Genomic DNA, 25,618 nt, shown 5'->3' on the forward strand with positions numbered 1-25,618 from the left:
AAAAAAATGCATTTATTTTGATTTTAAGCCAACAATAAAGCATTATAAAGAAAACAATTAAAATCCAGATATTCAAATGCAAAATCGAAACGCCCGTTTTTTCATTCATGTAAAGTATGCATATATATTTAAGTCACCATCAAGTAGCTGATAACAAATGATACAAATGCCTGTTATTCAATCAATAAAAATATATTGTTTGTAGGAAAATCAGTGCATCCACAAGTTATCGACAGATCATCCAGCATAAGGAGAACTAATGAATATGAAAAAAGCAGCATATTTAGCATTAATTGCACTCTTTATACTCTCACTTTTCGTATCAGGATGTGTCGACCAGAAAATAACAGATTCCCAGGATAAGAATATCACTCCCTGGAAAAGTCTTGAAGATTCCCCCCTACGAATATTTGGACCTGATGACAGATTTGAATTCCATCACCTGAATGATAATATCCCACCCAGAGATGAGATCCGTCCTATTAGAAAGGATCCGGAAACTTTCATCGAGGATATGATAACAAGGTCTGAAACCACGGCCCTTCAGATCGAAGATGGAATAAATGAGCTGGAAGCAAGGGGCAAAGACGTTGAAAAACTTAGAGGTCTGCTTGAGGACTATGAACAAGCCATCGAAAGAGCAAGAGAAAATCAAAAACTGGCATATGAGACTGAACCAGTAACACAGATCAACAAGAGATACTATCTCACTCAGTCCTTGCAGGAATTAGACGAAGCGAACAGGATCTTAAAAGAGATATTCGAAGAGCTGAAGCTTATAAACCCTGGCTCTGTAGAACTCGATCTGACAGATAGTCTCTCTGCTAATGGAAAGGGCACAGCAATACTTTCCGGCAACCTTAGTATTGACTTATATGTCGTAAATGGAATGATTGCCATATCCGATTACAAAAATGATATGAAGATAGTTATCGACGGTGATCATGTCAGTTCAACGGTTCTTCGTGAAGGACACAAGGTATCCTTATACAAAGAATTTAATGGATATGCAAACATATCTGGCTCTAACCTGGCGGTTATGATAAAAGGAAATAACATATCATTTAGTTCAACTGGTCAGGGAGCGGTGATGATGTCTGGAAATGGAACCTACAACTATAGCACTATTGATGGCCAGACTGAACAGGAACAATGGATGAAGCCTTTAGGCAAAAGATAACTTCAGCAGCTGTTAACATGAAAGCTAGATATCTAATATTGTTTCTTTTTTTCTTTATAAGTATGCTGACGGCAGGAATAGCAGCTGCGAACAGCTCAGCTACCGTCCATGGAGCAACATATGAGTGGAACACATTTGAACTTCTGGAGAATACCATAATATCGGTCAATTCAACCCCCTCACAATCTGTTGTGGCAAAATATGGAGTATATTCATTTGATCTTAATCCCGGCAGCTATACCATCAAGGCTGAATATTTCCAGAATGATACTCTTGTATATATTTCAGAAGAAGACATTGTCATCACAGATGAAGGCAACTACATTATTGATCTCCTGCTTTACCCTGCCTACTCCGAAGGGCTCATAACTGAAGACGATCTTGCAGAAATAGCTCCGATCGAAGAGAGCTCAACAGATTCCGAAAAGACCAACCAGTCTTCTATAGGAACCTATTCTATCGCGTTCATATTACTTGCATTGATGGCGGTTGGTGCATATTCCTTTTTACACAAGAAAAAAGGAACTGATCATGTAACGTATCAGCCGGAAGTAATCGTCGAACCGGAAGAAGAAAATGAAGAATTCCCATCCGACCTTCAGGAAGTGCTCGATATAATAATAGCAAACGAAGGAAGGATTACACAAAAAGACCTTCGAAGCAAGATCAGATACTCCGAAGGAAAAGTAAGCCTGATGTTATCGGAACTTGAGGCCAAAGGTTATGTGGAGAAGTTCAGAAAGGGACGTGGCAACGTCATTATATTAAAAGATCGAAAATGAGATCAACAATTTATTTTTAAACCTACAACTTTACCTTTTTCTTTATTCCTGACGTTCCGAGTTCATTGATCCGGAACACAGAATTCTGATTCTACCTGCCAATTACAGCGAAACATACAAGGTCAGACCTTATTGTTAGCTATCATTTTTTTTATGCCATCCCAAAATTGAAGATTTATATTTCCCATTATAATTTAAAATAAAGGCTTATAAATACTTAAATTTGCATTTAAACTCATTATAATGTATTTTTAAGATTTATTAAGGATTAAAAAGTTTTATTTTGACTTTATAGCCATATTTTCTCTTTGAAAATTAAGTAAGGTTATATTCAAACTAGCTAATTGGCTGATTGACTACCACCCACTCCTCCCGAGATGATAGCACTACCCACGTAGGCTGATTGATGAGACATTATACCCCACACTCGAATGGACTCATTAAATTCACCAAAGGAGGAATTAGGGGGAGATCAAGTGAGAGCTCAAGAAAAGGACAAACAATTAAATTCACGAGGTTTCAACAACAATGATCGATAATGAAGCTCCCCTCATAGATCTGAAGGATGTATGGAAGATCTACCAGATGGGTGAAATTGAATTTGCAGCACTGAAAGGAGTTGATCTCCATATCAATAGAGGTGAATTTGTGGTCATACTCGGACCAAGTGGAAGTGGCAAAAGTACCCTGATGAACCAGATCGGTTGTCTGGACATTCCTACAAAGGGAATTGTCAGTTTAAATGGCCATAATATTTCCAGTCTTGATGAATCCGAACTGGCGCAGATCAGAGGTAAAACTATCGGATTCATTTTTCAGCAATTTAACCTGATCCCCACTCTCAATTCTCTGGAAAATGTTATGCTTCCACTGGAATTTCAGGAAGAAAACATCAATGTTGCAAGAAATCGAGCCAAAGAACTGTTGAAGGTCGTGGGGCTTGAAGACAAAATGCAACACTCACCTTCCCAGCTCTCAGGAGGACAAAGACAGAGAGTTGCTATTGCAAGATCGCTTGCAGTCAATCCTGAAATACTTCTTGCAGACGAGCCTACCGGAGCCCTGGACAGCAAGACCGGAGACTACATACTGGAATTTCTGAATGATTTGCATGAAGAACAGAATAAGACGATAATTATCGTTACCCACGACACTGAACTTATAAAATATGCTGAAAAAGTGATACACATCAAAGATGGGATGATAGAAAAGATAGAAACAAAGGAGAAGCGATTGGAATGAAAAAAATGAAAGGTTTTTTGATATTATTAATGCTATTATCGTTACCGATTGCAACTGTGTCTGCAGCAACTTATACAAGTGCTCCTGGTGTCAGCGTAGACATAATGAGCCAGAGCCCGAACCCTGCAAGACCCGGCGAGACCGTTGAAATGACAATAACTGTACAGAACATTGGGAATGAAGATCTTGCCGATGTAGAGGTCGAAATTGAACCCGAATATCCTTTTTCACAAGTATCTGACGAACCATTGACCAAAACCATCTCGTTCCTCGATGCACGCCAGGACGAAGAAGATGCAGCTATCCTCAGGTTCACATTGAATGTTGACCCTAATGTAGCAGAAGGTTTCTATGAGCTCGACATCAATGTCAATGAAGGCGACAGTGCAACTAAATGTACAACAATTGATGTTGAGGTACGTGGAAAGGAATACGCTCAGGTAGTAATTAACGAAGCAATTATCGATCGTGCAGTAGAAGAGACACTGGAGTTCACAGTAACAAACACAGGAAGTTCACCCCTCAAGAACATGGCGATCTCATGGGATGAACAAAACGGAGAGATCCTTCCGGTATATTCAGACAATACCAAATTCATATCATACCTTGAAACCGGAGAATCAGCTACAGTCACGTATTCAGTTATAGCAGATGTGAATGCAGACCCCGGGCTTTACCAGCTGGACATTAATCTGGAATTTGAGGATTACGACTCAAATATGAATGAGATCAACACCAAAGCAGGTCTCTTTATCGGTGGGGGCACAGACTTCGATGTTGCCTTTTCCGAGGGAAATGAAGGGGAAGTTTCCCTGTCGATCGCCAATGTCGGTAACAATGAAGCATATTCTGTAAAAGTCTCTATTCCTGAACAGGAAAACTACAAAGTAAGTGGAAGTTCTGCATCTATAGTAGGCAATCTTGACAAAGGTGACTACACCATCACGTCATTTAGTATTACCAACAATGCTTTGGGTTCCACTTCAGGAAGTACTGACAGATCATCCATGTCCATGGATGAGATGGATCCTGAAGAGGTAGCAGCACTGCGTCAATCACAGTCTTCACAGAACGAACTCGAAGTTCTAATAGAATACACGGATTCAACCGGCCAAAGGATCTCAGTTGAAAAGAATGTTCCTATTGAGCTTACATCCACAACAGGAGATGTAACCACTGCAGGTTATGGTGGTGCGAGAAAGAATAGTTCCTCCATAACTACTTACCTGATGTATCTGGCAGTAGTGGGAATCGTAGTTGGCGGAGCAATGTATTACAGGAAAATGAAAACTTCCAGGGAAAAAGACGATGAGGTACAAGACATATCTTAAACTTGCTGCCAATATCCTTTTTCACAGCAAGATCAGAAGCTGGCTCACTATAATAGGCATTGTGATAGGTGTAGGGTCTGTTGTCACCATCCTGGCAATTAGTGATAGCATGGAGGAAGATATGGAAAGCAGATTTGCGGACATGGACATGACGTCCCTTACCATTACTCCCGGATATACCAAAGCATCATCAGCAATGGGAATGAGACCTGGAGATAGTGGAGGTGGTTCTTCAGCAGATGATGCCGAATTGACAGACAAGGATGTTATGGCTCTCAAGCTGGTTGGGAATGTCGATTATCTGTATGGCCAGATATCGGGTAAAGAAGATGTATACTACTTGGGAGAGTCGGCAGATCTTTCCATAACAGGTGTTGACTCACAGGTTTGGCAGTACACAACATCCTATACTGCTGCTTCCGGAAGACTGCTTGAAGCTTCAGACAACTATGTTGCTGTCATAGGAGACAGGATTGCCAATGATATGTTTGACCAGCCAATAAGTCTCAACCAGGTAATTAGTATCAATGGACAGTCCGTAAGAGTAGTAGGCATCCTGGAATCCGGAGATAATGATAACGGGATTATCATGCCCATAGATGCAGCAGTAGAGATAATCGAAGATGCGGAAGATGATGTTTTTGATTCTATAATTGTAAAGGTTGATGACATCGACAACGTTGATACTGTGAGAGAGGATGTAGAAGAAAAACTAATGATCTCAAGGCATGTTACAGAAAGTGACAGGGATTTCAGTGTTTCAGACCCGGAAGCACAATTAGAAAGTGCAACTGAGATGATGGACTCAATGAGCCTCTTCCTTGCAGCTATAGCTGGTGTTTCCCTTGTAGTTGGATCAGTAGGAATTGCAAACACAATGTTCACATCCGTGATGGAAAGGACAAGGGACATAGGAACGATGAAGGCAATAGGAGCAAAGAACAGGGACATATTGATGATATTCCTGTTCAACTCCGCAATGGTAGGGGTTGTAGGCGGTGTTCTTGGAATTCTTCTAAGCCTTGTACTGACATCCATGCTACCCAGCCTTGGACTGTCAATAATGCGTTCTTCGATGGGATCGACCCTATCCCCTGAACTGATAGCAATAGGAATTTCCATAGCTATTTGTGTAGGCATTATATCAGGTGTGGTACCTGCATACAATGCATCAAAAATGAAACCTGTAGACGCTTTGAGGTATGAGTAAGACCATGCCTCCCTTTTTGTTAAGATTTAAATTTCATTTCAGATTTGGCGGGCAAATAGAATAATTCCTGATCAAAAATAGTCACTAATCTCCCGTTCCTCAGAGAATCTTACTGAGGAACTGGACAAATATTTTTAGATTGAATTTTAGATTTTTGGTCTGTTATCAGAAATTCAATGACACCAGAAAATATATTAAATATAAGGATTATTCATGATAAATGGTTGTTATGGATCTAGATGAAATTGCCAGAAAAAAACAGAAATTGATAAAACAGATGAATGAAAGTGGAAAAGAACGAAATCCTTCAGAAGACCATGCAATTGGTTTGAAAACACTTCAAAACCCCAAACGCAGGATGATAATGGAATTTTTAGTGGATGGGACGAAAAGTCTTGAGGAGATAAAGATCGAACTCGATATGAGTGATATGCAGGCAAAACTGAACCTCGATATGCTGGAGGATGCATTCTATATCAGCAAGATCGATCCTTCTGATAAAACAGAATATGAGCTGACTATCAGGGGAGAGGCATATTTAGAAAATGTAAAAACCGGTGTTAAAAAATGAGTTCGGAAAACATTGAACAAGAAATAGGATTTTCGGACATGAAGGACAGGTTATTCGAAGACAATAATTTGGAAGGGAAGACTAAGAGATTGATAGCGTTGGGAAGTGCGGTTGCGATCAATTGCGATGAATGTGTAGATCATCAGAAAAACCTTGCCAGAAAAGCAGGATTTACAGATGATGAGATTAATGAAGCTATCGCCGTTGCTGCCCTTATACGATTCGGAAGCGGGTTAAGGCATATAGATTGATCAGGGCATACGCTTTCTTTTTTATTTTTCATAACAAAAGCATTCCAGAATTGATCATAGACTTCCAAGAAATATCCCACTCCCAGATTGATAATTTCATTGACACTGAGACCAGTTGAACATCCAGATAGAATTATCGCCTTTTTTAAAATTGTTGTAAGTACCAGAGCGTCACGAATCACTTCCCATCCAAGATGCATTTGTGCTGCTCAAGAGAAACGTTTTGATTCGTCTTTCCCATGCTCGGGGTGGCAATACCAAAGATCAAAATCATATCAAAAAATGAATTATTACAGAGACTGGTCTGAAAATAAATGAGTATTGACCAGCTCTGTATAGCATTCCAAAATATTCTCAACGAAACCTTGTAACGACCTCAAACTTTAGGGAAGTACTCAATAGCCTGTGCCAGTTCCTCATGATCCTTCGCATATTCTGCAATGTCTATGTTCTTGAGATAAGCATCACATGCCTGAACAAGCGCTTTTGCTCCTGCCTGAGTACCTCCGGGATGTGCATGAACTCCTGAACCCATTGTTGTGATGAAATCCACATTGCCCATTACATCAATGAAAGGTTTCAGTCTTACCGGATTCAGGCCACCGGAAACTATCGGGCAGCATTTCTTCATGCCTCTCCAGCTGTCATCCTCGAGGATCACATGGTGAGCTGAGTCTTCGTGTACAAGCTCTATAGCATCCTTGTCGGTGTCCATTATCTTGGCCCATGACTGCTCGAAGAAATGGCCGGTTGAACTCAGGTACTGGATACCATGTGCAGCAACAACATCCTCTTCAGGAGTTCCTTTCATTTTGCCGACACCTGCGGTACCTGTGTGTATACCTGAAGAGCCCGCAAGGCGTGCGAACTTGGACAGGACAAGTACTGAAAAACCGATGGGGTTCTCAGGTCTTGTGAAAGCTCCGTGGGCTGCCCTGTGAAAATGCAGGAACACATCAGGATATCGGCGCCTGATGGTCTGGACTGCCATCCAGCCGGCGGTTATGCCATCGATCAGGAATGCATAGCTTCCTGGCTCAAATCCTGCATTGACGATCATTTCGCACCTTTCGATCATGGTGTCAAAATCAGCAGCTGAAACGTTAAATGAGTGAACCTTTTTCTTCCCGGTCTCTTTGACTGCCTTGTCCATGGCTTCCTTTACATGCAATACCATCTTGTCATATGGACAGAAATCCTGGTTTGCCTGGGGCTCATCGTTCTTGACGAAATCTCCTCCGCCTACCCAGAAGTCATAACAGACCTCTGCATACTCTGCAGAAGTAAGTCCCATCTTCGGCTTTACGATAGTACCAAGGATCGGCCTGTTATATACATCCAAGTATTTTCGCATGTCATCAACAGTAAAGCCAGGACCGTCATACTGCTCGAGCATGGATGGCGGGAACCATACATCCAGCAACTTCAGTGCTGCTACCTCTTTCATTCCCAGAATATTTCCGACAATGTACGTCAGGATGTTCTGGACATTTCCTCCCCTGTCAAAAAGTCTCCATGGATAAGCTATCCAGACAAGGTTTCTTTCCAGGTCAAGCTGATAGACCAGAGCATTCATCGTCTGTGAGAACTTAGTCTCAGTATTGACCTTAAAGTTCGTACCAGTTGATGATTCAGCTGCGATCTCCGCTGCTGCCTGCAATATATTCAGATCTCCCCCCGGAATAAAGTGAAAAACTCCAAGAAGATATTCCCCATTCGTAGGGTCCGGAAGTTCCAGATTCACATAAGCTGCCTGTTTGGAATCGAGCGATCGGACCAGATCTTCATGAATCGAGCTCATAATAAGAATAACTGCTTGCAATCTATTTGAATATTTGGAGTGAAATGAAACGCAATCAAAATAAGGAATCGGATGCCATCATAAAAATGTGGCAACGTAATAGTATTTGAAATTCGGGACTCTTATTACTGTATTCACCCTTATAGCCACATCCATTTAAAAGTATTATTTCCTGATAGCGAAGTATATAATATAAATGAAAGGATTTTACCCTATAACTATTCAAATTATTAGAGGTTAAATGCAGGATAAAAATGAAAAGCTGATCCCATTAAAAGCAGATGACAATGAAATGGAATTTTGTCACCATTATAATAGTAAAAGGAACATACAGGTTCTCGGGCTAATTGTTCTCTTCATAGCTTCCTGGTCAGTTCTTCTTTATTATCACCCCCCGGGAGAAATAGTCGAAAGGCTGGGAGTACGCAACGTTTACATTTTTGTCTTCCTGCTGGCTATGATAGGTGGTGTTTCCACATTTACTTCCACCACATTCTACACAGCCTTGATCACAATATCCCTTGGAGGAGTAAATTCTTTCTGGATCGCATTTTTCGCAAGCATAGGTCTCACTTTTGGCGATCTGGTATTCTACTACATGGGTTCAAAAGGCAGGCAATGCATAAAAGGAAAATATGAAGGCAATGTTCTCCGCCTGACAAAATGGATGGAAGGGATCGATGACAGGATCACAATGTTAATGATCTTCCTTTATTCCCTCACACCCCTTCCAAGTGATGTGATCGCAATAGCACTTGCAATTGTGAAATTCCCGTTCCGGAAAATGATAGTTCCGTTGCTTGCGGGTAATTTTACACTTATTGTTCTGCTTGTGGAGCTTTCAAAACTTGGATACAGTTTGATCTGAATTGGTTTAAAATCTGATAGATCTATAGATAAATCAATCAATCAATCAATCAATCAATCAATCAATCAATCAATCAATCAATCAATCAATCAATCAATCAATCAATCAATCAATCAATCAATCAATCAATCAATCTATCTATCTATCTATCTGAATGCTCCTGCAAGGATCACTCAGGAGAACGAGGTTTGAATGTCCTCGGGTTCAGATAGACAACATTTTCACAGTAGCTACACATGGTCTTAAGATCAGTACCTTCCAGGAGAACCTTCTCTACCTCTTCCTGAGGTGTGATATATTGAGTCATTTCTTCCCCGCAGTGAGGACATTTGATTTTCAGCCAGTCAAGTTTCGTGAGTTGACGTATATCTTTTATGACCACTCCCAGTGCATCTTCATAGGTATCCCTGGAAAAACCGATTGAATGAAGGTGGCTTATTAAAGACGGTAATTTTTCCCCGTATTCCAACAATGGAATTATCAGTTGGTCCGTACCCACAGATAAACCGATCTCCTCATTCACTTTGGGTGATAACACTCCATTCATTGTCAGAATGACAATCACACAATCAGAATGACGGATCCCAAAGCTGATCAGTTCCGCATCGGAGATTGATTCGGTCTTTTTGGTAAGAGAGGAAAAACTCTCCAGATTCACAGCCCACAGGGCCTGTTCCAGTTCTTCGGCCAGGCCGATGTCCTGCTCAGAGTGGGAAATATAGACTCTGGTTATCATTATTGAATACCCCCAGACTCCCTCTGCTTATTTCAAGAAATTGAAGATGAAAATGCTTGAATTCAACTAAGCATCTAAAGATCAAATTACTAAAGCAGAGGTCATTGTAATATTATGATGTTCTATTCAATCTTTCTTATCCCTTGGCTTTTTGGTTGGTTCAGGATATGGAACAGGTTCAGGCGATGGCTCTGGCTCAGGTTCCGGACAAGGTATTGGTTCTGGCTGAATTGATGAATTATTTTCTTTCTTTTGCAAATAAAATACCCCCTTTGCTAATTAATAAATTTGAGATTCCTTCTACTTAAAATTATACATAGATGATATCCTGTTTACAGCCTTTCACAAAGAAGACAAAAAAGAAGTGCTGATGTACGGACCGGTAGATCATAGTTTTGCAAATTGAACCATACACACCATCACTAGATGAAATTCATACCAGTACTTACATAAACAAAGAAAGTGCCCTTTCTGAGTTCACAGTTCCCCAACCGTGCATCAGGCCACCATAATACAAATCATCGTGAACTTATGATATTATAATGGTTGACGAGGATTGTGTACCTTTCCACAACTTCATTATGGGAAAAATATCACATCAAAGTGAACAACGATCCAAATAAGGTAAGATATGCCAAGCAATATTCCAAACGGATAAGCCATGAACCACATGAAAGTCATTTCTGGCTTTTCAAACCGTAAGCTGGTAACTGTAAAAGAAGTATTCACCCACACATGCCAGAAACTAAGCACTACAAGAATGAAAAAGCCCCAGTGGGAATCTATCAGTATTAAGGCAATGCCTACAAAAGTAGCCGGACAAATTATGATTATGTCTGCAAGTGACATTCCAAATAGTATCTTTTGCTCATGCCAATCATCGGTTGAACCATCCGGATTATCCATGGCTTTACCTTTGTAGACATTGATCTGGAACCATCCAAGGATTAGTGTAATTAAACCGAACAATACCAAAAGAACATATAAGGTCACTCGCGACAGAAGTTCAAGTTCCTGCATCTTCTAAACCTCAGTTTGGATTTTATTAATAAATATTATATTCGTTTTGAATTTATTAGATGTGCTTCATATTTTGTGATCATATTCGATCAACACCATATTACCACGCAACTATAATTGTCAGAATACCGGTTATGAAATTTGTAAGGAACCAGATGATCCTAAATCTGTTCGTGGTGGTCTGATACCCTAACCTGTTCTGGTTCCCGACCCAAAACCAAAAACTTAAGCTATGATATAGAAAGATCACACCCGGGATCCATGCCAGTTTAAACGCCCATGGTAAATTCAGGACCAGACCGATAGCCACAAGCCCATAGATCCAGCCAATTGATACATCAGCAAAAGCTATTGCATGCTCATATACCTTAAACTCAGGAATCATTTTCTTTTCCTGAAGTCCTATTTTTGTGGCAAGATCCCAATTCAATACTGAGATAGATTGACCTAACCAATGGAAAATGAACCCTACAATAAAGACAAGAATGCCAACAAGTACATGAAAATAGGGAATTAGTTCCATGTTATTCCCAACCCTGTGATGGAATTAGTCCTACTCGTTCATTAATCACTTCTACATTTGTAACTTCAATCTGTCCTGTAAACATGATATCAAAAATCCCCAAGATAAAAAGGTGAAATGAAAACATATATATTTATTGTAGGGACTGAGAACTGTTAAGCTGGTGGACCTCTAAGAAAACAATAGACTGTTTTCCTTAAATTATAGTAAATCTAAAACTAGTATGTTAGTCACAATAATCCGAATTCGAAGGGATAGTAAAAGTAAAGGTACTGCCCAAGCCTTCTCCACTGTCAACCCAAATGTTTCCACCATGCATCTCAACGTATTGTTTCACCAAAGTCAACCCTAAGCCTGTACCCCCATATTCCTTTGAAGTTGATGAATCCGCCTGTTTGAAAGATTCAAATATTTCAGCTTGCTTATTTCGTGGGATACCAATACCATTATCGGATATCGAAACCTCTACTCTATTATCAAGATCAATAGCATTTAGCTATATGCAGCCATTTTCAGGTGTGAACTTCAGGGAATTACTTAGCAGATTATACAATATTTGCTTCATCCTCAATCTATCAGCATGCACTTCGATACTTTCAGAACGAGTCTTGTTATGAATTTCAATGTTCTTTTTACTTGCCAGATGTTTCATTACCTCTTCCACTTCACAAATGAAAGTAGTCAAATTGAACTTTTCACATTCAAGTTCCATTTCTCCGCTTTCGATCTTTGAAAGATCCAGAATATCATTGATAAGATCGAGTAAATGCTTGCCACTGCTTGCAATATTTTGAGAATAACCAATCTCCTTTGCAGTCAGGTTATCGAAAGGATCGCTATGCAACAACTGTGAGAAACCAATGATCGAATTAAGAGGTGTACGTAGCTCATGGCTCATATTTGCCAGGAATTCAGATTTTATCCGGTTAGCTTCTTCGGCTTTGTTTTTAGCATCAATGATATCTTGTTCAAATTTTTGACGCTCACTCACATCTCTTGAAATTCCAAACATTACTTTTTGACCGTTCCACTTACCGACCGTGACCCTTGTCTCAACGGGTATGTGTGTTCCATCTTTGGAAACAAGAGGAATTGAACATGAATCAATCTTACCACAAAGCAGTTCCTTTACAACTGATATGACCTGATCTATGCTTTCTTCAGGATGAACATCAGTAACTTTCATTGATGAAAATTCCTCTTCACTGTATCCAAGTTTTAACCTTGCTGATTTATTTGTTGATATGATGTTGCCCGATTCATCCAGAACAAAGAACAGGTCATCCATTGAATTGAACAGGTTTTCCAGATCTGTTTTCTGCCTGTTCATCATATCCTGTATTTTTGCTCTTGCAATATATTCCCCTGCAAAAGAGGCTATACTTTCAAGCCCATTCCTTGTTTGTTCCGGGATTTCGTTGTAAGTGTGAGATGAAAGACTCATGCATGCAATAGCTTTGCCTTCGAAATGGATAGGAATTGCAGTCATTGATTTCAATCCCTCAGACAAAAAATCTTCGGACATACTATTGATAAGATTGCCTGATAGCATGTCAGAATACTTTATGTATGCAGCTTTGCCATCCCTTACAATTTTTGCATTCAATGAATCCTTATCGTAATGGCTGCTTTGTGCTACGAACTCTGGTGAAAGCCCATTGTGTACGATCATATCCAGGTCCCCATTATCACCTACCAGATAGATCCCACCGGAATCAATAGCTTCGATCGTTACCAGATGTTCCACCAGAGAATTCAGGGTGCTAATAAGGTCAGAACGTGTCCCCATTTCAATTGAAAGATCATGCTGAATGGATAGAATATCATCTGTAAGCTTTTTATCTGTAATATTATCCAGAACGATCATTTTTCCATGAAAGTCACCATGTTCATTGCAAAGGATTGATACATTAACAGCAAACCAGAAAGTTGTACCACCGAGGCTTTTCTTTAGCACGATATTTTTCATATCATTATCATTAAGTTCAAGATCCAGAAGTTCATGCCAGTATCCAGACACTTCTGATGCCGGTTTGCCAATATCTTTTGCACCCAAGTCCATATATTTTTCTACAAATTGGTTAACATCAACAATTCTACCTTTTCCATCAAGAACTATGAAACCTGAAGGCATATTCTCAAAAAGGAAACTACGTGCAAGAGGAGTTATATCGAGTAATCTATAACGAAATATACCGATGTATATCATTATCATAGTTAAAGTAAAAGCAAAAGGTATAGGATCGAAACCCTCAGGAAAGATCCCTGCCAGATAAAGCAGGTATATTGAAAAAGGTAACAAAGAGCAGATAATTAGAAGTAGCAGGTGTATACCAAAAAAGGATCTGTTAGAGAAGTACGTCTTGAAGAAAATAACAATACAAAATACTACCAGTATGATCAAATAGAACTGATAGAACCAATAGTAAATACCCGGTTCAAAGTAAAGACCAAAAAGTGGACCTGTAGTCTTGATGTAAATAACTTCGTGGAACAGGTAATGCATCTCAGTAGTGAATACAAGGATCAGCGTGATCACTGGAACAATAAAGAGAACAAAGATCCTCGAAGGAGTTGCCCATTTTTCTTCTCTTGTATAGCTGATCGAGAATAGGAGCAAAAAAACAGGGATCAAAACGATGCCAACATACTGAAGTTTATAAAAGAACAACGAAGTCCTCATTGTTGTCGAAGATATTTCCAAAGCATAAAATATTGAATATATTGCAACCGAAAATAGTAGCATTGAAAAATAAGTAATATATTCAGAATCCTTGAACTGGCGGATATACAGTCCCATCACTATAAGCAAGATACCGGAAATAATCAAGAAAAATGAATATAAACTAGGATATAGCATGACAATACCTTCAGTTAATGAACTAATTTCAAGAAAATAAGAGATGATATTATAAATATGTAGTTATTATAATTGCTAATTTACTTCTTGTGCTTATTTTTAAAGTATCAGGGAAAGAGTTTTGGTATACTATCTGAAGTATTCAAACCCATTTTTAGAAAAAGATATATTATAAAACCAACCAAATCTCAATAAGCTATACAATATCTGTTGTCACTTAGAGTTTGGGGGTACTTATTATAACAAAATTAAAAAGCAAACTTTGCCAGCTTCTTGATGAAGCTGGTCTAATGTATACAATCTACGATGATCATATCCTAATACCATATACAATTTCTGAATCCGATCTTTCAGGAGATGGAACTGAAGTTGAACTTATTGCAACCTACGATCGAAATATCATAACGATACAAATGGTTTTAGCTGAACTTGATGAAGATGAACAGCTTTGGCTAGATCCCATGTTGATGCATAGTCTTCTAGCAGCAAATTTTGAATTGGATATATGTAAATTCGGCTTTTCCCCATATGGGCTCTCTCTTCTTGTAGATCTGGACGCACGTAATCTTCAGTGTAAAGAAGTAGAGTCTGGAATAGATTCAATTTTCGATGGTTTTGCTACATACCTGGAAATACTAAATGCATGGTTCGTTTACCTTATAGAGATGGATAAATTCTTGCCTTTAGATTATAATGAAGATGAAGAGCTATACCTGGATGAAATATATGAGTGGATAGATGATACAGATCAAACAAAGAATTCAATTGTAAACACACTACTTGGTGTTGCCAAATATGGTGCAGTTGCAGGGATTGCAACATTATCGGGAGTTCCTGCTGCCGGAATTGGTGCCATACTCGCAGCTTTAGCAAGCACAAATAATTAAAGTGGCTAACCCTTGATTGTATTCGAATATTTTTTAAATGTCTGCTTTGTAGAGATCCTATTTTCATAGGATCTTTTATCACCACCAGACCATATCCCCTATGAGATTCATGGATTTGATATTATCAAAACTGTTATTTTTGAATAATACTTTTTTATGACATGGCTTAGTCCCTGAACACAGACTCTTTCAGAATCATATTCTGAACGAAAAACATCCCATCTTCAACGTGGAAGGTATCGATTTACTATTCCGGGTTATTCTATATATTCTCAACCAGATATCAAATATTAGTAAATTTAAGTTTCAATGTATATGCGTGAAAGATAAAACTCGATATCAGAACGTAGCTATCGGTAACTACGCCAACTCAATATGTAATGATGTTACACATACCCTATCGGCATTATCAGCAATGGCTCTTCATTGACTGGCAGGTCAAGGATGGAAGCAACCTCCCCGTCATCAAATGCACCCACAGCACACGTCCCGATACCAAGTGATACTCCCTGCAGATAAACGTTCTCAGCAGCAAAGCCCACTTCGACATGTGCATACCTGATGCCACGGATTCCATACTTTACCGTCGTGCGTGAATAGTCCGCTGCGATCACAACAACTGCAGCAGCATCCCTGATCTGTGGCTGTGACAACGAGACCCTGCACAGCTCGTCCCTCCTGTCACCATCAAGAACGCGTAACATTGAATGCCTAGATGACACATATCTGTAAACACCAGCAACAACCCCATCTACATTACCCACAACCAGATACACCTCGAGCGGATAAAGGGCACCAGCTGAAGGTGCTGTCCTGAAGAAACTATCCCGCGTTATTCCCTGTGCAGCCCAAAGAAGTTGGGACACGTCAGAAAGTGCTAGCGACCTGCCGGAATAGGAACGAACGGACTGCCTTTCTGCAAGGGCCTGTTCGATGGAAGTACTGCTTTCAAGAATCGGTTCAGGAAGTTCGAGCTCAAGTGACTGGTCTACAGGATATGTTCCTGGATCAAACTGATCATTTCTGTCTTTTTCTGTATTCCCACTCATCAAAATAATACATTGTTCTGCGACATCTATAAATCTTACTCAAATCAAAGTATTTGCAATGCCTCATGAAAATATGATTTCAGTAGATGAACTGAAAAAAAAGCTTTTAGAGCCTGCAATAGACATAAGGTACCTGCTCTCAAGAGGATATGTAAGAAAGACTGCAATTACTTTTGTAAGCAACCATTACCAACTGACTGAACATGAAAGGCATGTACTCGCAAGACTGGTTTTCTCACCAGAAACTGCAGAAAGCCGCATGAAAAAGAAACTCAAATGTTCCCAACTAGAAGGTTGCGATGTCCTTGTTGATGGCTACAATGTCATAATAACCATAGAAAGCTCACTGAAAAATGAAACAATATGGTCTGCAGACGATGGATTCCTGCGCGATACCAGTGGAATATTCAGAAACCACAGGGTCACTGACACAACCTACGTAGCAGTTGAAGAGATGCTATCAACACTCTCAACTTTGAAATTAAGGTCAGCTACCATCCTTCTTGATTCCCAGATGAGCAACAGTGGAAAACTTGCAAAATTTATCAGGGAAAGAGCCGAAAGTAACAATTTCAAAGCCGATTCAAAGACCTCAAAACATGTTGATTTCGATCTCAAGGAAGCGGGAACAAGTGCAGTGATAGCAACTGCTGATGGTATTATAGTTGATGCTGCGGAGAAGGTGGTTGATGTGACGGAATGCTGGATGAAACAGAATGGGAAGATCGATGAAGCGTTCAGCCTCAATGCTCATGTGAGAAGAAAATGAAACTCTGCATCCAGGCAATTTCATGAAGGAATATGCGGATCATCAAAAATGATCGCACCATTGGGAAGAAGGAATGACTTCCGCATTGTAGTTATGTGATCTTTATACCCATCGTTTTCCCGAACATCCATCTTTTCCGAAGCATTTTCGCCAATAAAAGAACCGATAAGCGTAGATTTTCCAACCCCTGGTGAACCAAGAAGTGCCACAGTATCGCCTGGGTTAATGTAAAGACTAAGCACAGAAGCGCAATCTTTTGAAAGAGCACTGACAGCAATAACAGGTACTTCCCCTGTAACAGAATGTATTCTTTTTACCATTTGAGATGCATCATCTGCAAGGTCGATCTTATTAAGCAGGACCAATGGTTTAGCACCAGATGAATGCGCAATGGCAAGATAGCGTTTAAGCCTTCGCAAATTAAGATCCTTTTCGATCGAAGTTACAACAAATATGGTATCAATATTTACAGCGATCAGTTGTTCCTCACGACCATCCCCGGAAGCTCCTCGTGATAGACAAGTGTTTCTGGGCAAGACGTCCACAATAACATGTGAGCCTGATCCCAGGTGATCCGAGAGAACGACGAAGTCTCCAACTACTGGTTGTTTACTGGTTTTAAGAAGTGAGACATCAGTTTCTGCACTTAGAATCTCATCTGAAACAAGAATATCGCAGGCTGATCTGTGTCGAGCTACCACTCTTCCAGCTAAGCATGGACCTGAATAGGTAGAAAAAGCCGATTCCAGCTCCTTATTCCAACCCGGAAGGGTATTTGTGCAGGAATGACCAGAGATATCTGGCTCATATTGGTCATTCATTAATAGAAATTATCTGGTTCAACAAAGATAAGTTCTTTGGTATCACTTAAAAAATGTGAAGCTTGAGATTTACATAAAAATCTTGTCGGAATAAAGAGGCTTAAATTAAAGTTAAGAGTTTTTCAATCGATTCCAGAATCATAAACTCACATCTCCCGTGTGCGAAGAACTCATATAAAAAGCAGCATTATTTCCAGAGCATGCAGTACCAGAACAAAGAATTTGAAGCGGAAACCTTTAAGGATACCGACCTTAGGGACGCATCTTTCAAAAATTCAAGGTTTATTGATTGTGTTTTTGAGAACTGCAATTTATCAAACGTCGATCTGGACAACACAAAATTGCAGGATGTTAGATTCAGGAACTGCAAAATTCAGGGACTGGATTTTTCAAAATGTAATGATTTCATACTCACTTTTGGATTTGAAGACTCTTTTCTTTCACTGTCGATCTTTTCCGATCTGAATTTGGAAAATACGGATTTTATCAATTGTCAGGTACATGATTGTGATTTTCTGAATACCAACCTTACAAAAGCGAATTTTGAAAATTCCGATCTTAAGAAAAGTCTCATTCAGAATGCGAACCTGAGCTTAACGTCGTTCAGGAATGCAAAAAACTATGATATAGACCCAAATAACAATTTCCTGAAAAAGACAAAATTTTCTATCCCGGAAGTTATCTCCCTGTTAAATATTTATGACATTGAGCTGGAATGAAAAACTGTTAAGCCGGAACTTAACAGCTTTTCAAATCTATCAAATATTCTTTGCAGACCCTTATTCGATCGATCTCACTTTGTGAGACATAGCAATATTGCCAGGTCCTCATCCGCGTGAAGAGAATGAGGTGCATTTGCTGGCATGAAAATGAAGGTCCCTTCTTTCATCTCTATGTCATTATCGAACAGCCTGAAAATACCTTTTCCTTTCAAGACCTGAACAACTCCTGTTTTCGTAGAAGTATGCTCGTCAATGTTCGTTCCGGCAGCAAGGCACATCAGGGTATAGTTATAGTCTTCAGCTTTTGCCAGAACTGTACTGAAAATTCCCTCTGAAGGGAATTGCATCAATTCACTAAGATCTTTTGAGAATCCTTTATCCATATCTAACACCTCTATTTAACAAGCACAGTACTAAGAGATTAATACATTATCAGGAGAGAAGAAACTACCAATTAATTAGAGATCACGGTATTTTGATAATTACCCACATCAATTTAATATTTGAATATAGTAACTTATATGTTTGCATAACTTTTTAGACCCTGTAGAACTCCTTATCTTCAAATTCAGCTAAGCTGCTGCAATTTTAATAATCGGCCTATTATGTAAAGACCGAAACATCAACAACAACTTCACCGCTATCATTGGTTAGTATATAAGTAACCGTATTTCCCCAACGGGATTCAGTATCAAAACCTACTGTCTGATTTTCAGATTTGAAACAATAATCCCATTCGGGTTTAATAAGTTCATAACCCAGCTTTGGTGGTGTATTCCATTCCAGAGATTGTCTGCCTACCCTGATGCGTTCACCTGCTTCGAGACTGAACGTTTTGTTTACATATATGCTACCATCAGGTCGTGTTATCTAAATAGATGCATTGTGTGGATATTCGTCTTCGTTAACGATTGTGTAAATTGGTTCACTTGGTCCAGCAAGCAACCATGGGATTGCATACAATACGATGAATATAAACACTGCTGCAATTGCGAATAGAGTAATCCGATTTGGCATTTGATTATTTGTCATAATGCTTCACCTGTAGAAAATTATCGCAAATATTGATAATACTGCAATCGTTACTAGAACAATTCTCTTTGCTACTTGTTTACTTATCATCTACACCACCTTTAAAAGAAATTATGTATATTCAATTATTCCAATATCAAATCCATTGCTATCATTAACCAGGTTAAAATTCACAGTATTTACCCGATGTGGAACAGTGCTGTAATTTGTCGAAATATTTTCAGATTCAAAGTAGAAGTCCCATTCCTTTGATACATTTTCAGGTTCCTTACTTTTGAGTGGATTAGACCATGCTAGAATCGATTCTGGTTTTTGAATACTAACAGATTCCCCAGATCTGAGTTGATAATTTTCTTCCAGATATATTTCACCAGAAGAATCAATGATGTGAAGTGTTGCGTTATGTGGATGCTGGTCATAATTTTTAATTACACACATCGGTTCTACTTGAATAAAGCTTTCACCGATATAAAAAATCAGTTGTGGTATTAGTACAAATAGCAATATCACCACACCACTTATAGCCAGCCATCGAATGTTCTGCATTTCAATATTTACCATACTACTCTACCTTTAAACGAATTGGATTGATCAAATGCTCCTGAAATCGTCCACTTGGTAATTCGTGAGTTCAATCACTTTTGCTTATTAAATACGATAAAAAGTGCCATTATAAGTGAAAGAATTGTAAAACCTGGCGTATTGGGAGTCTCAATGTCCTCTTCTATGAGAGCTTCAGACGGTGCTTCATCTAGCACGGGCATCTCCTCAAATTCGAATTTCACAGGTATATCATCGATACCATTCTCAACAGCTTTCTTGTCAATTACCCCATAAATTTCATCCATCAAAGAATCATTGACCTCAGAACCTTCCAGGAATGTGACTGATATATAGCCATCATACCCCTGTCCATAGGAAATAACAGGACCATCCGGATGCATGTATTTCTCCATATCGTCTCTTATGTTCCTCATACTTTCAAGTTCATCAAGCCAGCTTCGCCTTTCGTCTTCTGTATAGAACTCCCTTCCCTCTCCGTAGAAGGTCATAACTTTAGAACTGCTAACCTGTCTTTCAATATCATCGATTGCTGATCTTGCAAGAATACGCACCCTATCTGAACTATCATCCAGAGATTTTGTGAGTGGTTCGATCGCTCTTCTGTCATCAAGCTTACCAAGTGCCATTGCAGCGTTGGCTCTCACATTCTCATTTTCATCGTTGAGAAGTTCAATAACAGGTCCAACTGCCCGCGAATCACCTGTTCCACCCAGAGCTCTGGCAGCATATGCCCGCACGTGTGGATCTTCATCCCCTAAAACATCGATAAGGGGTTCAACTGCTGATTCACCGATACTACCTAAAGCTGCAGCAGCATCTACGGCGTCCGCACCTCCAAGCATCTCGATCAGTGGACCTACTGCCCTCTCATCCCCTATTGTTTCAAGAACACGTATTCCATTCAACCGGACAGCCCAATTTGCATTAGGATCACTTATAGCATCAACCAGTGGCTCCACTGCTTGGTCCCCGATATCACAAAGAGCAAATTCTGCAGCACGCTGGACCTCATTGTTTTCGTCACCCAGCAAATTAATGAGAGGTTGTACTGCTCTTTCATCTCCTATTTTCCCAAGAGCAGCTGCTGAATTTTCCCGGATCTTAGGGTTTTCTTCATTCAGTGACTGGATCAGAGTATCTACTGCAGGCTCTCCTATCCCAACAAGACTTTTCACCGCATCAACTCTGACAAATGCGTCCGGATGTCCCGTATTCTGTATCAATGATTCGATCATCGCTTCATCTATAGTATTTTCATCAGAACAAATACACGTAGAAGTTGTACAAAGTATCAAAAGAATAGATGATGCTAATACATACACACATTTTATATTCATAATTAAAAATATGATTGGTTGTATTAAAAAGTAATTGATGTGTTAGAGATCATCATATTTAAGTAGTTAACAAAAATCTCTGGTACAAGTTCTATCCGAAACTTTGCAATTATATTATAGACAATTGTATTTTCAGATATATGAAAATAATAAATAGCGAGAATAAAAAGAGTTACGCATTTTAAGCGAAGAGATAAATTTATTCTCTCAAAAACCACAAAATAAAGAAGAAGAACATAAAGAAAGAGAAAGAGATTGATATAAAATATCAATCTGATCCAAGATCAAGATGCCATATATTCATGCTTTCGATGTTGCCTGAAATGTTGGTATTGTTCACAAGTCTTCCGCAATACTCATAACCGCATTTTGCAAACACGATGTTCATTCCGTAAGAGCTTGCCCTTGCAATGGTAAATGCGGTCCTGATTCCCATTGCTTTCATCTCTTCTGCCATTCTCATAAGCAGATGTGAGGATAGGCCCTTTCCACGGAAATCGGCCAATGTTGCAAAATCGGTCATTTCAACGGCTGAATTATCAAAGTCTATTTCAGCAGAGGAAAGTGCAACTGCTTTTTCGTCCCTGAAAACACCGAAATATACAACGTTATCTTCCATTGTCTTTATCAGGTATTCCGGATCATGTATAGGGAAAGGATAGGTATCGAACGTCTTCTGGTAGACTTCAGCCATCTGTTCAATATCCTGCTTCCCGCATTTCCTTATTGAATATCCGGATGGAAGTCTGGAATTCAGGCCTCTTTCTTTAGACAGAGCTGTCTTTATGACATCCTCATGGATATCATTCAGAGAGTTGATGCTTCTTTTGTCATCAAGGAACTTGCTCATGATGACAGCATCATCTCCATCGTAATATCGCGGGATAGATGCTTCACACAGATAGTCGTGATCACTAAAAAGTTCCCTGAAAGAACTCGGAGCCTTTGTGAATATCTTGGAATAACCTTCCCTTTCTGCAAGGGCATCCATTTCATCCAGAAGTGAAGGCATGTCTGCCGGATCCAGTTTCATAAGATAGATCCGGTCGTTATAACTGCCGTGCTGAATGATTGAATTGCCTATTTTCCCAATGGAATCCATTAAGCCCTTCTCTCCATCCTTGCATTATCTTCAGGAACAAGACTGGTGGTGTCGTCATGGTCTGCAAGCAGTTTGGCAATTCCGACTCCTTTGTATTCAGTAGCATCATCAAGCTTAAGCTGGAGATAGCAGTCATCACACTTGCGGTCACAATACACCTGTTTGTATGACTCCGGTTCCTTATAGGTTGTAATCACACCTTCATAATTACGGAGGATAACGCGATTCGTTGACCATGAGATGATATAATTAGGCATGACCGGTATCTTCCCTCCTCCATGAGGAGCATCAATGACATAGGTAGGAACTGCAAAGCCACTCGTATGACCGATCAGGTTCTCCATGATCTCAATTCCCTTTCCTATAGGTGTCCTGAAATGTGATAGTCCTTCGGAAAGGTCACATTGGTACAGGTAGTACGGACGAACACGATTCTGGACCAGCTTATGGACCAGCTTCTTTATGATCCTCTGGCAGTCATTCACGCCTGCAAGCAATACCGTCTGATTTCCAAGAGGAATGCCAGCGTCTGCAAGCTTTCGAAGTGCTCTTCTGGAAGAGGCTGTTACCTCACGTGGGTGGTTGAAATGTGTGTTCAACCAGACAGGATGATGCTTTTTCAGTACATCTACAAGTTCATCTGTGATACGATATGGAAGTACTACAGGCATCCTGCTGCCTATACGGATCACTTCTACATGAGGAATGCTACTGATCTCAGTAAGTATCCAGTCCAGGTAATCATCAGACAGCATCAAAGGATCACCACCAGAAAGTAACACATCTCTTATTTGTGGAGTATTCCTGATGTATTCGATACCTTTGAGTACCTTATCTTTTCCGGGGATACAATCAATGTCCCCAACTTTTCTTTTACGTGTGCAATGGCGGCAATACATCGAACATACATTGCTTATGTGGAAAAGTACCCTGTCAGGATATCTGTGGGTTATGCCCTCAACGGGGCTATCTGTATCTTCTGAAAGAGGGTCCTCAAGTTCCTCATCTGACACACTTAATTCTTCAGGTGAAGGGAAAGCCTGGAGAAAGATAGGGTCGTTCCTGAAATCATCAGAGTCGATCAGTGATAAGTAATAAGGAGTGATTGACAAAGGGAACTTTTCAAGGGTTTCTTCGAGCTTTGCTTTTTCAGAAGGTTCAAAACTTATTCCGAGAAGTTTCTCGAAAGTCTCAATGTCCTGAATAGAATGTTTTAACTGCCAATTCCAATCTTTCCATTTGTCCAGAAAGTCATCAGAATCGATCATTGTTGCTATTTCTTTTTGTTGCTTACTGTATTTTTCCATCAAAATACCACGACTAAGGTTTCGGCTTCAAAATAGTATCTATAATTTGACATCCAAAATTGGCATAAAAAAGCATATTGGACCTTAAATAATAGATATTTTAGTCACGCTTTCGTTGACTGTCGCCTATAAAATAAAATACACCTACTCTATATTGGTTGTACAGGCTATAACTTGAAGTTGACCACTAATATATCTTTCCCCATAATTAAATTGTATCAAAGTATGGTTTTGTGGAAATCCTCTTCTATAAATTCAGCTGATCTGCTACAATTTAAATAATAAAAAATCACCTGTTATTGCTACATAAAAAGTATAAAGTGAATAGGAGATCAACAGAACTGCTCCACACATTGAACTTATATAACATGTGATCATCAGCAACCTCAGCTAATAGCAGCTATCGGTTTGCAAAAAAGGAAAAGTATTTTATTATGACATTTAATCAAAGTGAAGGTAACACAAATAGCAGCTTAAAAGGAGTAATTCCCCTTCTCGCCCTTCTGACAGCATTTCCTGCACTTTCAACTGACATGATCCTGCCAGCCATTCCGTTACTTTCAGAAAACTGGAACCAACCAATTTCTGTTGTTAATCTGATCCTTGTCTGCTTTTTCATAACCTATGGATTCTTCCTTCTCTTCTACGGCCCGATCTCTGATCGATTTGGTCGTCGCCGCCCTCTACTTCTTGGACTTGGCGTATACATAATTGCAAGTTTTCTCTGTGCTCTTGCAACCACAGCCCATATGCTGATCCTTTTCCGGGTACTCCAGGCTGCAGGAGCAGCAGCCAGCTCATCCCTGTCCATGGCCATGACAAAGGACATTTTTTCAGGTCATGAGAGGGAAAGGATACTGGCACACATAGCGATCATCATGGCCATTGCCCCTATGATGGCTCCGATTCTTGGTGGATGGATACTGCTAGAACTTTCATGGCCCTGGATCTTCTTCAGCCAGGGCCTTCTGGGAGCTATCGGGCTGATCGGGGTCCTTCGCTTCCCGGAAACTCTACCTCATGTTTCCAATGTTCCCCTTTCCAGGATCATGCATGCTTATGGCAGATTGATGCTAAAACCTACCTATGTCATCATGGTCATTGTCATGTCAGCAACCCTTTTCCCGATGTACAGCTTCATCGCAGGATCATCTGATATATACATAAACGGGTTTGGACTGACCGAGCAGAAATACAGCTACTTTTTCGCGTTCAATGCTCTCGCACTGATGATAGGATCCTTCTTCTGTCTTAGGTTAACAAAGTTCATAAACTCAAAGCACCTAATGACAGCCGGGTTCATAGGTATTTTTCTGGGAGGACTTATTCTCGTCATGAATAAGCACCAGTACCCATGGGAATTTGCCCTTCCAATGTTCCTTGTAACATTTTCCATCGGTTTGAGCCGTCCACCCAGCAACAACCTTGTACTCGAACAGGTCGATAAGGATGTAGGCTCGGCTTCCTCGCTGCTAATCTTCACATACTTCACCATGGGTGCTGTGGGAATGTGGCTAATCTCCCTGGAATGGGAGGACAAGATAAACACACTTGGATTGATATCTCTGGGATGTGGTTTCCTGATACTGATCGCATGGTTGATCTTGCAGAAAAGGGGATTTATTTCCCCAGCACAAAGCTGACACAATTATC

Annotated in this window: 26 protein-coding genes; 12 read left to right on the plus strand and 14 right to left on the minus strand. The window is 39.8% G+C overall.

Annotated features, from left to right (window positions below; genetic code table 11):
• Window positions 1–259 precede the first annotated feature (259 nt).
• From LI82_RS00390 to LI82_RS00420, 7 genes are all read left to right on the plus strand, one after another.
• Window positions 260–1,180, plus strand: coding sequence for a hypothetical protein (locus LI82_RS00390; RefSeq protein WP_048193003.1), 921 nt, complete (start codon window positions 260–262; stop codon window positions 1,178–1,180).
• A gap of 62 nt (window positions 1,181–1,242) precedes the next feature.
• On the plus strand, window positions 1,243–1,962 hold the full coding sequence (locus LI82_RS00395) for a helix-turn-helix transcriptional regulator (protein WP_160174922.1): 720 nt from the start codon (window positions 1,243–1,245) through the stop codon (window positions 1,960–1,962).
• 528 nt (window positions 1,963–2,490) lie between these two features.
• On the plus strand, window positions 2,491–3,204 hold the full coding sequence (locus LI82_RS00400) for an ABC transporter ATP-binding protein (RefSeq protein ID WP_048193004.1): 714 nt from the start codon (window positions 2,491–2,493) through the stop codon (window positions 3,202–3,204).
• A 56-nt stretch (window positions 3,205–3,260) separates the two neighbouring features.
• Window positions 3,261–4,535 (plus strand): COG1361 S-layer family protein, encoded by a 1,275-nt coding sequence (locus LI82_RS00405; RefSeq protein ID WP_236622626.1) that lies wholly within the window; start codon window positions 3,261–3,263, stop codon window positions 4,533–4,535.
• Window positions 4,513–5,745 carry an ABC transporter permease gene (locus LI82_RS00410; protein WP_048193006.1) on the plus strand — a complete coding sequence of 411 codons (1,233 nt, stop codon included), beginning with the start codon at window positions 4,513–4,515 and terminating at the stop codon, window positions 5,743–5,745. The genes LI82_RS00405 and LI82_RS00410 overlap by 23 nt, the downstream gene beginning before the upstream one ends.
• 220 nt (window positions 5,746–5,965) lie before the next feature.
• Complete coding sequence (locus tag LI82_RS00415) at window positions 5,966–6,316, plus strand: helix-turn-helix domain-containing protein (protein WP_236622627.1); 351 nt, start codon at window positions 5,966–5,968, stop codon at window positions 6,314–6,316.
• The gene (locus tag LI82_RS00420) at window positions 6,313–6,567 is read left to right on the plus strand and encodes a carboxymuconolactone decarboxylase family protein (protein WP_048193007.1); all 255 of its coding nucleotides are present in this window, start codon (window positions 6,313–6,315) and stop codon (window positions 6,565–6,567) included. Before LI82_RS00415 ends, LI82_RS00420 begins: the two co-directional genes overlap by 4 nt.
• 376 nt (window positions 6,568–6,943) lie before the next feature.
• Here LI82_RS00420 and LI82_RS00425 read toward each other — a convergent pair whose 3' ends face one another.
• Entirely contained in the window at window positions 6,944–8,368 is a 1,425-nt protein-coding gene (locus LI82_RS00425) for a ribulose-bisphosphate carboxylase (protein ID WP_081955688.1), read from the minus strand.
• A gap of 241 nt (window positions 8,369–8,609) precedes the next feature.
• Between LI82_RS00425 and LI82_RS00430 the strand changes: the two genes are divergently transcribed.
• Window positions 8,610–9,236, plus strand: a complete 627-nt coding sequence (locus LI82_RS00430; protein ID WP_236622628.1) for a VTT domain-containing protein — start codon at window positions 8,610–8,612, stop codon at window positions 9,234–9,236.
• A 169-nt stretch (window positions 9,237–9,405) separates the two neighbouring features.
• On the opposite strand, the gene LI82_RS00435 is transcribed toward LI82_RS00430, so the two are convergent.
• The 6 genes from LI82_RS00435 to LI82_RS00450 form a co-directional block, all read right to left on the minus strand.
• Window positions 9,406–9,972: a toll/interleukin-1 receptor domain-containing protein gene (locus LI82_RS00435; RefSeq protein ID WP_048193008.1), complete on the minus strand. Its 567-nt coding sequence runs from the start codon at window positions 9,970–9,972 to the stop codon at window positions 9,406–9,408.
• Window positions 9,973–10,098: 126 nt separating this feature from the next.
• Entirely contained in the window at window positions 10,099–10,230 is a 132-nt protein-coding gene (locus LI82_RS13510; RefSeq protein ID WP_269078500.1) for a hypothetical protein, read from the minus strand.
• 321 nt (window positions 10,231–10,551) lie between these two features.
• Window positions 10,552–10,992 (minus strand): hypothetical protein, encoded by a 441-nt coding sequence (locus LI82_RS00440; protein ID WP_048193009.1) that lies wholly within the window; start codon window positions 10,990–10,992, stop codon window positions 10,552–10,554.
• Window positions 10,993–11,092: 100 nt separating this feature from the next.
• On the minus strand, window positions 11,093–11,515 hold the full coding sequence (locus LI82_RS00445) for a hypothetical protein (RefSeq protein WP_048193010.1): 423 nt from the start codon (window positions 11,513–11,515) through the stop codon (window positions 11,093–11,095).
• A 226-nt stretch (window positions 11,516–11,741) separates the two neighbouring features.
• Window positions 11,742–12,002 carry an ATP-binding protein gene (locus tag LI82_RS13655; protein ID WP_081955689.1) on the minus strand — a complete coding sequence of 87 codons (261 nt, stop codon included), beginning with the start codon at window positions 12,000–12,002 and terminating at the stop codon, window positions 11,742–11,744.
• Between the two features lie 9 nt (window positions 12,003–12,011).
• A complete protein-coding gene (locus LI82_RS00450; RefSeq protein WP_081955690.1) occupies window positions 12,012–14,375 on the minus strand; it encodes a histidine kinase N-terminal 7TM domain-containing protein in 2,364 nt (787 codons plus the stop codon).
• A gap of 224 nt (window positions 14,376–14,599) precedes the next feature.
• Here LI82_RS00450 and LI82_RS00455 point away from each other — a divergent pair, with 224 nt between their 5' ends.
• Complete coding sequence (locus LI82_RS00455; RefSeq protein ID WP_135607291.1) at window positions 14,600–15,262, plus strand: hypothetical protein; 663 nt, start codon at window positions 14,600–14,602, stop codon at window positions 15,260–15,262.
• A gap of 386 nt (window positions 15,263–15,648) precedes the next feature.
• On the opposite strand, the gene LI82_RS00460 is transcribed toward LI82_RS00455, so the two are convergent.
• Complete coding sequence (locus tag LI82_RS00460; RefSeq protein ID WP_048193013.1) at window positions 15,649–16,311, minus strand: SagB/ThcOx family dehydrogenase; 663 nt, start codon at window positions 16,309–16,311, stop codon at window positions 15,649–15,651.
• 58 nt (window positions 16,312–16,369) lie between these two features.
• Here LI82_RS00460 and LI82_RS00465 point away from each other — a divergent pair, with 58 nt between their 5' ends.
• Entirely contained in the window at window positions 16,370–17,080 is a 711-nt protein-coding gene (locus LI82_RS00465; RefSeq protein ID WP_048193014.1) for a DUF434 domain-containing protein, read from the plus strand.
• 20 nt (window positions 17,081–17,100) lie between these two features.
• On the opposite strand, the gene rsgA is transcribed toward LI82_RS00465, so the two are convergent.
• On the minus strand, window positions 17,101–17,901 hold the full coding sequence (gene rsgA, locus LI82_RS00470) for a GTPase RsgA (protein ID WP_052402623.1): 801 nt from the start codon (window positions 17,899–17,901) through the stop codon (window positions 17,101–17,103).
• A 200-nt stretch (window positions 17,902–18,101) separates the two neighbouring features.
• On the opposite strand from rsgA, the gene LI82_RS00475 reads away from it, so the two are divergent.
• Window positions 18,102–18,620, plus strand: a complete 519-nt coding sequence (locus tag LI82_RS00475; protein WP_048193015.1) for a pentapeptide repeat-containing protein — start codon at window positions 18,102–18,104, stop codon at window positions 18,618–18,620.
• A gap of 74 nt (window positions 18,621–18,694) precedes the next feature.
• On the opposite strand, the gene LI82_RS00480 is transcribed toward LI82_RS00475, so the two are convergent.
• The 5 genes from LI82_RS00480 to kamA all read right to left on the minus strand — a co-directional run bounded on the left by LI82_RS00480 (window position 18,695) and on the right by kamA (window position 23,965).
• Window positions 18,695–19,006 (minus strand): cupin domain-containing protein, encoded by a 312-nt coding sequence (locus LI82_RS00480; RefSeq protein ID WP_048193016.1) that lies wholly within the window; start codon window positions 19,004–19,006, stop codon window positions 18,695–18,697.
• 760 nt (window positions 19,007–19,766) lie between these two features.
• Window positions 19,767–20,216, minus strand: a complete 450-nt coding sequence (locus tag LI82_RS00485; protein WP_052402624.1) for a hypothetical protein — start codon at window positions 20,214–20,216, stop codon at window positions 19,767–19,769.
• Window positions 20,217–20,290: 74 nt separating this feature from the next.
• Entirely contained in the window at window positions 20,291–21,454 is a 1,164-nt protein-coding gene (locus LI82_RS00490; RefSeq protein WP_052402626.1) for a HEAT repeat domain-containing protein, read from the minus strand.
• A gap of 370 nt (window positions 21,455–21,824) precedes the next feature.
• Window positions 21,825–22,658: a putative beta-lysine N-acetyltransferase gene (gene ablB / locus LI82_RS00495; protein WP_048193017.1), complete on the minus strand. Its 834-nt coding sequence runs from the start codon at window positions 22,656–22,658 to the stop codon at window positions 21,825–21,827.
• Window positions 22,658–23,965 carry a lysine 2,3-aminomutase gene (gene kamA, locus LI82_RS00500; RefSeq protein ID WP_048193018.1) on the minus strand — a complete coding sequence of 436 codons (1,308 nt, stop codon included), beginning with the start codon at window positions 23,963–23,965 and terminating at the stop codon, window positions 22,658–22,660. Before kamA ends, ablB begins: the two co-directional genes overlap by 1 nt.
• Window positions 23,966–24,399: 434 nt before the next feature.
• Between kamA and LI82_RS00505 the strand changes: the two genes are divergently transcribed.
• On the plus strand, window positions 24,400–25,608 hold the full coding sequence (locus LI82_RS00505; protein WP_048193019.1) for a multidrug effflux MFS transporter: 1,209 nt from the start codon (window positions 24,400–24,402) through the stop codon (window positions 25,606–25,608).
• Window positions 25,609–25,618: the final 10 nt, after the last annotated feature.

This window comes from Methanococcoides methylutens, assembly GCF_000765475.1.
Classification (GTDB): Archaea; Halobacteriota; Methanosarcinia; order Methanosarcinales; family Methanosarcinaceae; genus Methanococcoides; species Methanococcoides methylutens.

Coding starts and splice junctions, on each gene's coding strand:
- LI82_RS00460 (WP_048193013.1), bottom strand. CDS start 16,311: ATGAGTGGGAATACAGAAAAAGACAGAAATGATCAGTTTGATCCAGGA.
- LI82_RS00410 (WP_048193006.1), top strand. CDS start 4,513: ATGAGGTACAAGACATATCTTAAACTTGCTGCCAATATCCTTTTTCAC.
- LI82_RS00390 (WP_048193003.1), top strand. CDS start 260: ATGAATATGAAAAAAGCAGCATATTTAGCATTAATTGCACTCTTTATA.
- LI82_RS00450 (WP_081955690.1), bottom strand. CDS start 14,375: ATGCTATATCCTAGTTTATATTCATTTTTCTTGATTATTTCCGGTATC.
- rsgA (WP_052402623.1), bottom strand. CDS start 17,901: ATGAATGACCAATATGAGCCAGATATCTCTGGTCATTCCTGCACAAAT.
- LI82_RS00430 (WP_236622628.1), top strand. CDS start 8,610: ATGCAGGATAAAAATGAAAAGCTGATCCCATTAAAAGCAGATGACAAT.
- LI82_RS00400 (WP_048193004.1), top strand. CDS start 2,491: ATGATCGATAATGAAGCTCCCCTCATAGATCTGAAGGATGTATGGAAG.
- LI82_RS00475 (WP_048193015.1), top strand. CDS start 18,102: ATGCAGTACCAGAACAAAGAATTTGAAGCGGAAACCTTTAAGGATACC.
- LI82_RS00440 (WP_048193009.1), bottom strand. CDS start 10,992: ATGCAGGAACTTGAACTTCTGTCGCGAGTGACCTTATATGTTCTTTTG.
- LI82_RS00505 (WP_048193019.1), top strand. CDS start 24,400: ATGACATTTAATCAAAGTGAAGGTAACACAAATAGCAGCTTAAAAGGA.
- ablB (WP_048193017.1), bottom strand. CDS start 22,658: ATGGATTCCATTGGGAAAATAGGCAATTCAATCATTCAGCACGGCAGT.
- LI82_RS00465 (WP_048193014.1), top strand. CDS start 16,370: ATGCCTCATGAAAATATGATTTCAGTAGATGAACTGAAAAAAAAGCTT.
- LI82_RS00480 (WP_048193016.1), bottom strand. CDS start 19,006: ATGGATAAAGGATTCTCAAAAGATCTTAGTGAATTGATGCAATTCCCT.
- LI82_RS00445 (WP_048193010.1), bottom strand. CDS start 11,515: ATGGAACTAATTCCCTATTTTCATGTACTTGTTGGCATTCTTGTCTTT.
- LI82_RS00435 (WP_048193008.1), bottom strand. CDS start 9,972: ATGATAACCAGAGTCTATATTTCCCACTCTGAGCAGGACATCGGCCTG.
- LI82_RS00395 (WP_160174922.1), top strand. CDS start 1,243: ATGCTGACGGCAGGAATAGCAGCTGCGAACAGCTCAGCTACCGTCCAT.
- LI82_RS00420 (WP_048193007.1), top strand. CDS start 6,313: ATGAGTTCGGAAAACATTGAACAAGAAATAGGATTTTCGGACATGAAG.
- LI82_RS00485 (WP_052402624.1), bottom strand. CDS start 20,216: ATGGTAAATATTGAAATGCAGAACATTCGATGGCTGGCTATAAGTGGT.
- LI82_RS00425 (WP_081955688.1), bottom strand. CDS start 8,368: ATGAGCTCGATTCATGAAGATCTGGTCCGATCGCTCGATTCCAAACAG.
- LI82_RS00415 (WP_236622627.1), top strand. CDS start 5,966: ATGGTTGTTATGGATCTAGATGAAATTGCCAGAAAAAAACAGAAATTG.
- kamA (WP_048193018.1), bottom strand. CDS start 23,965: ATGGAAAAATACAGTAAGCAACAAAAAGAAATAGCAACAATGATCGAT.
- LI82_RS00490 (WP_052402626.1), bottom strand. CDS start 21,454: ATGATCGAATCATTGATACAGAATACGGGACATCCGGACGCATTTGTC.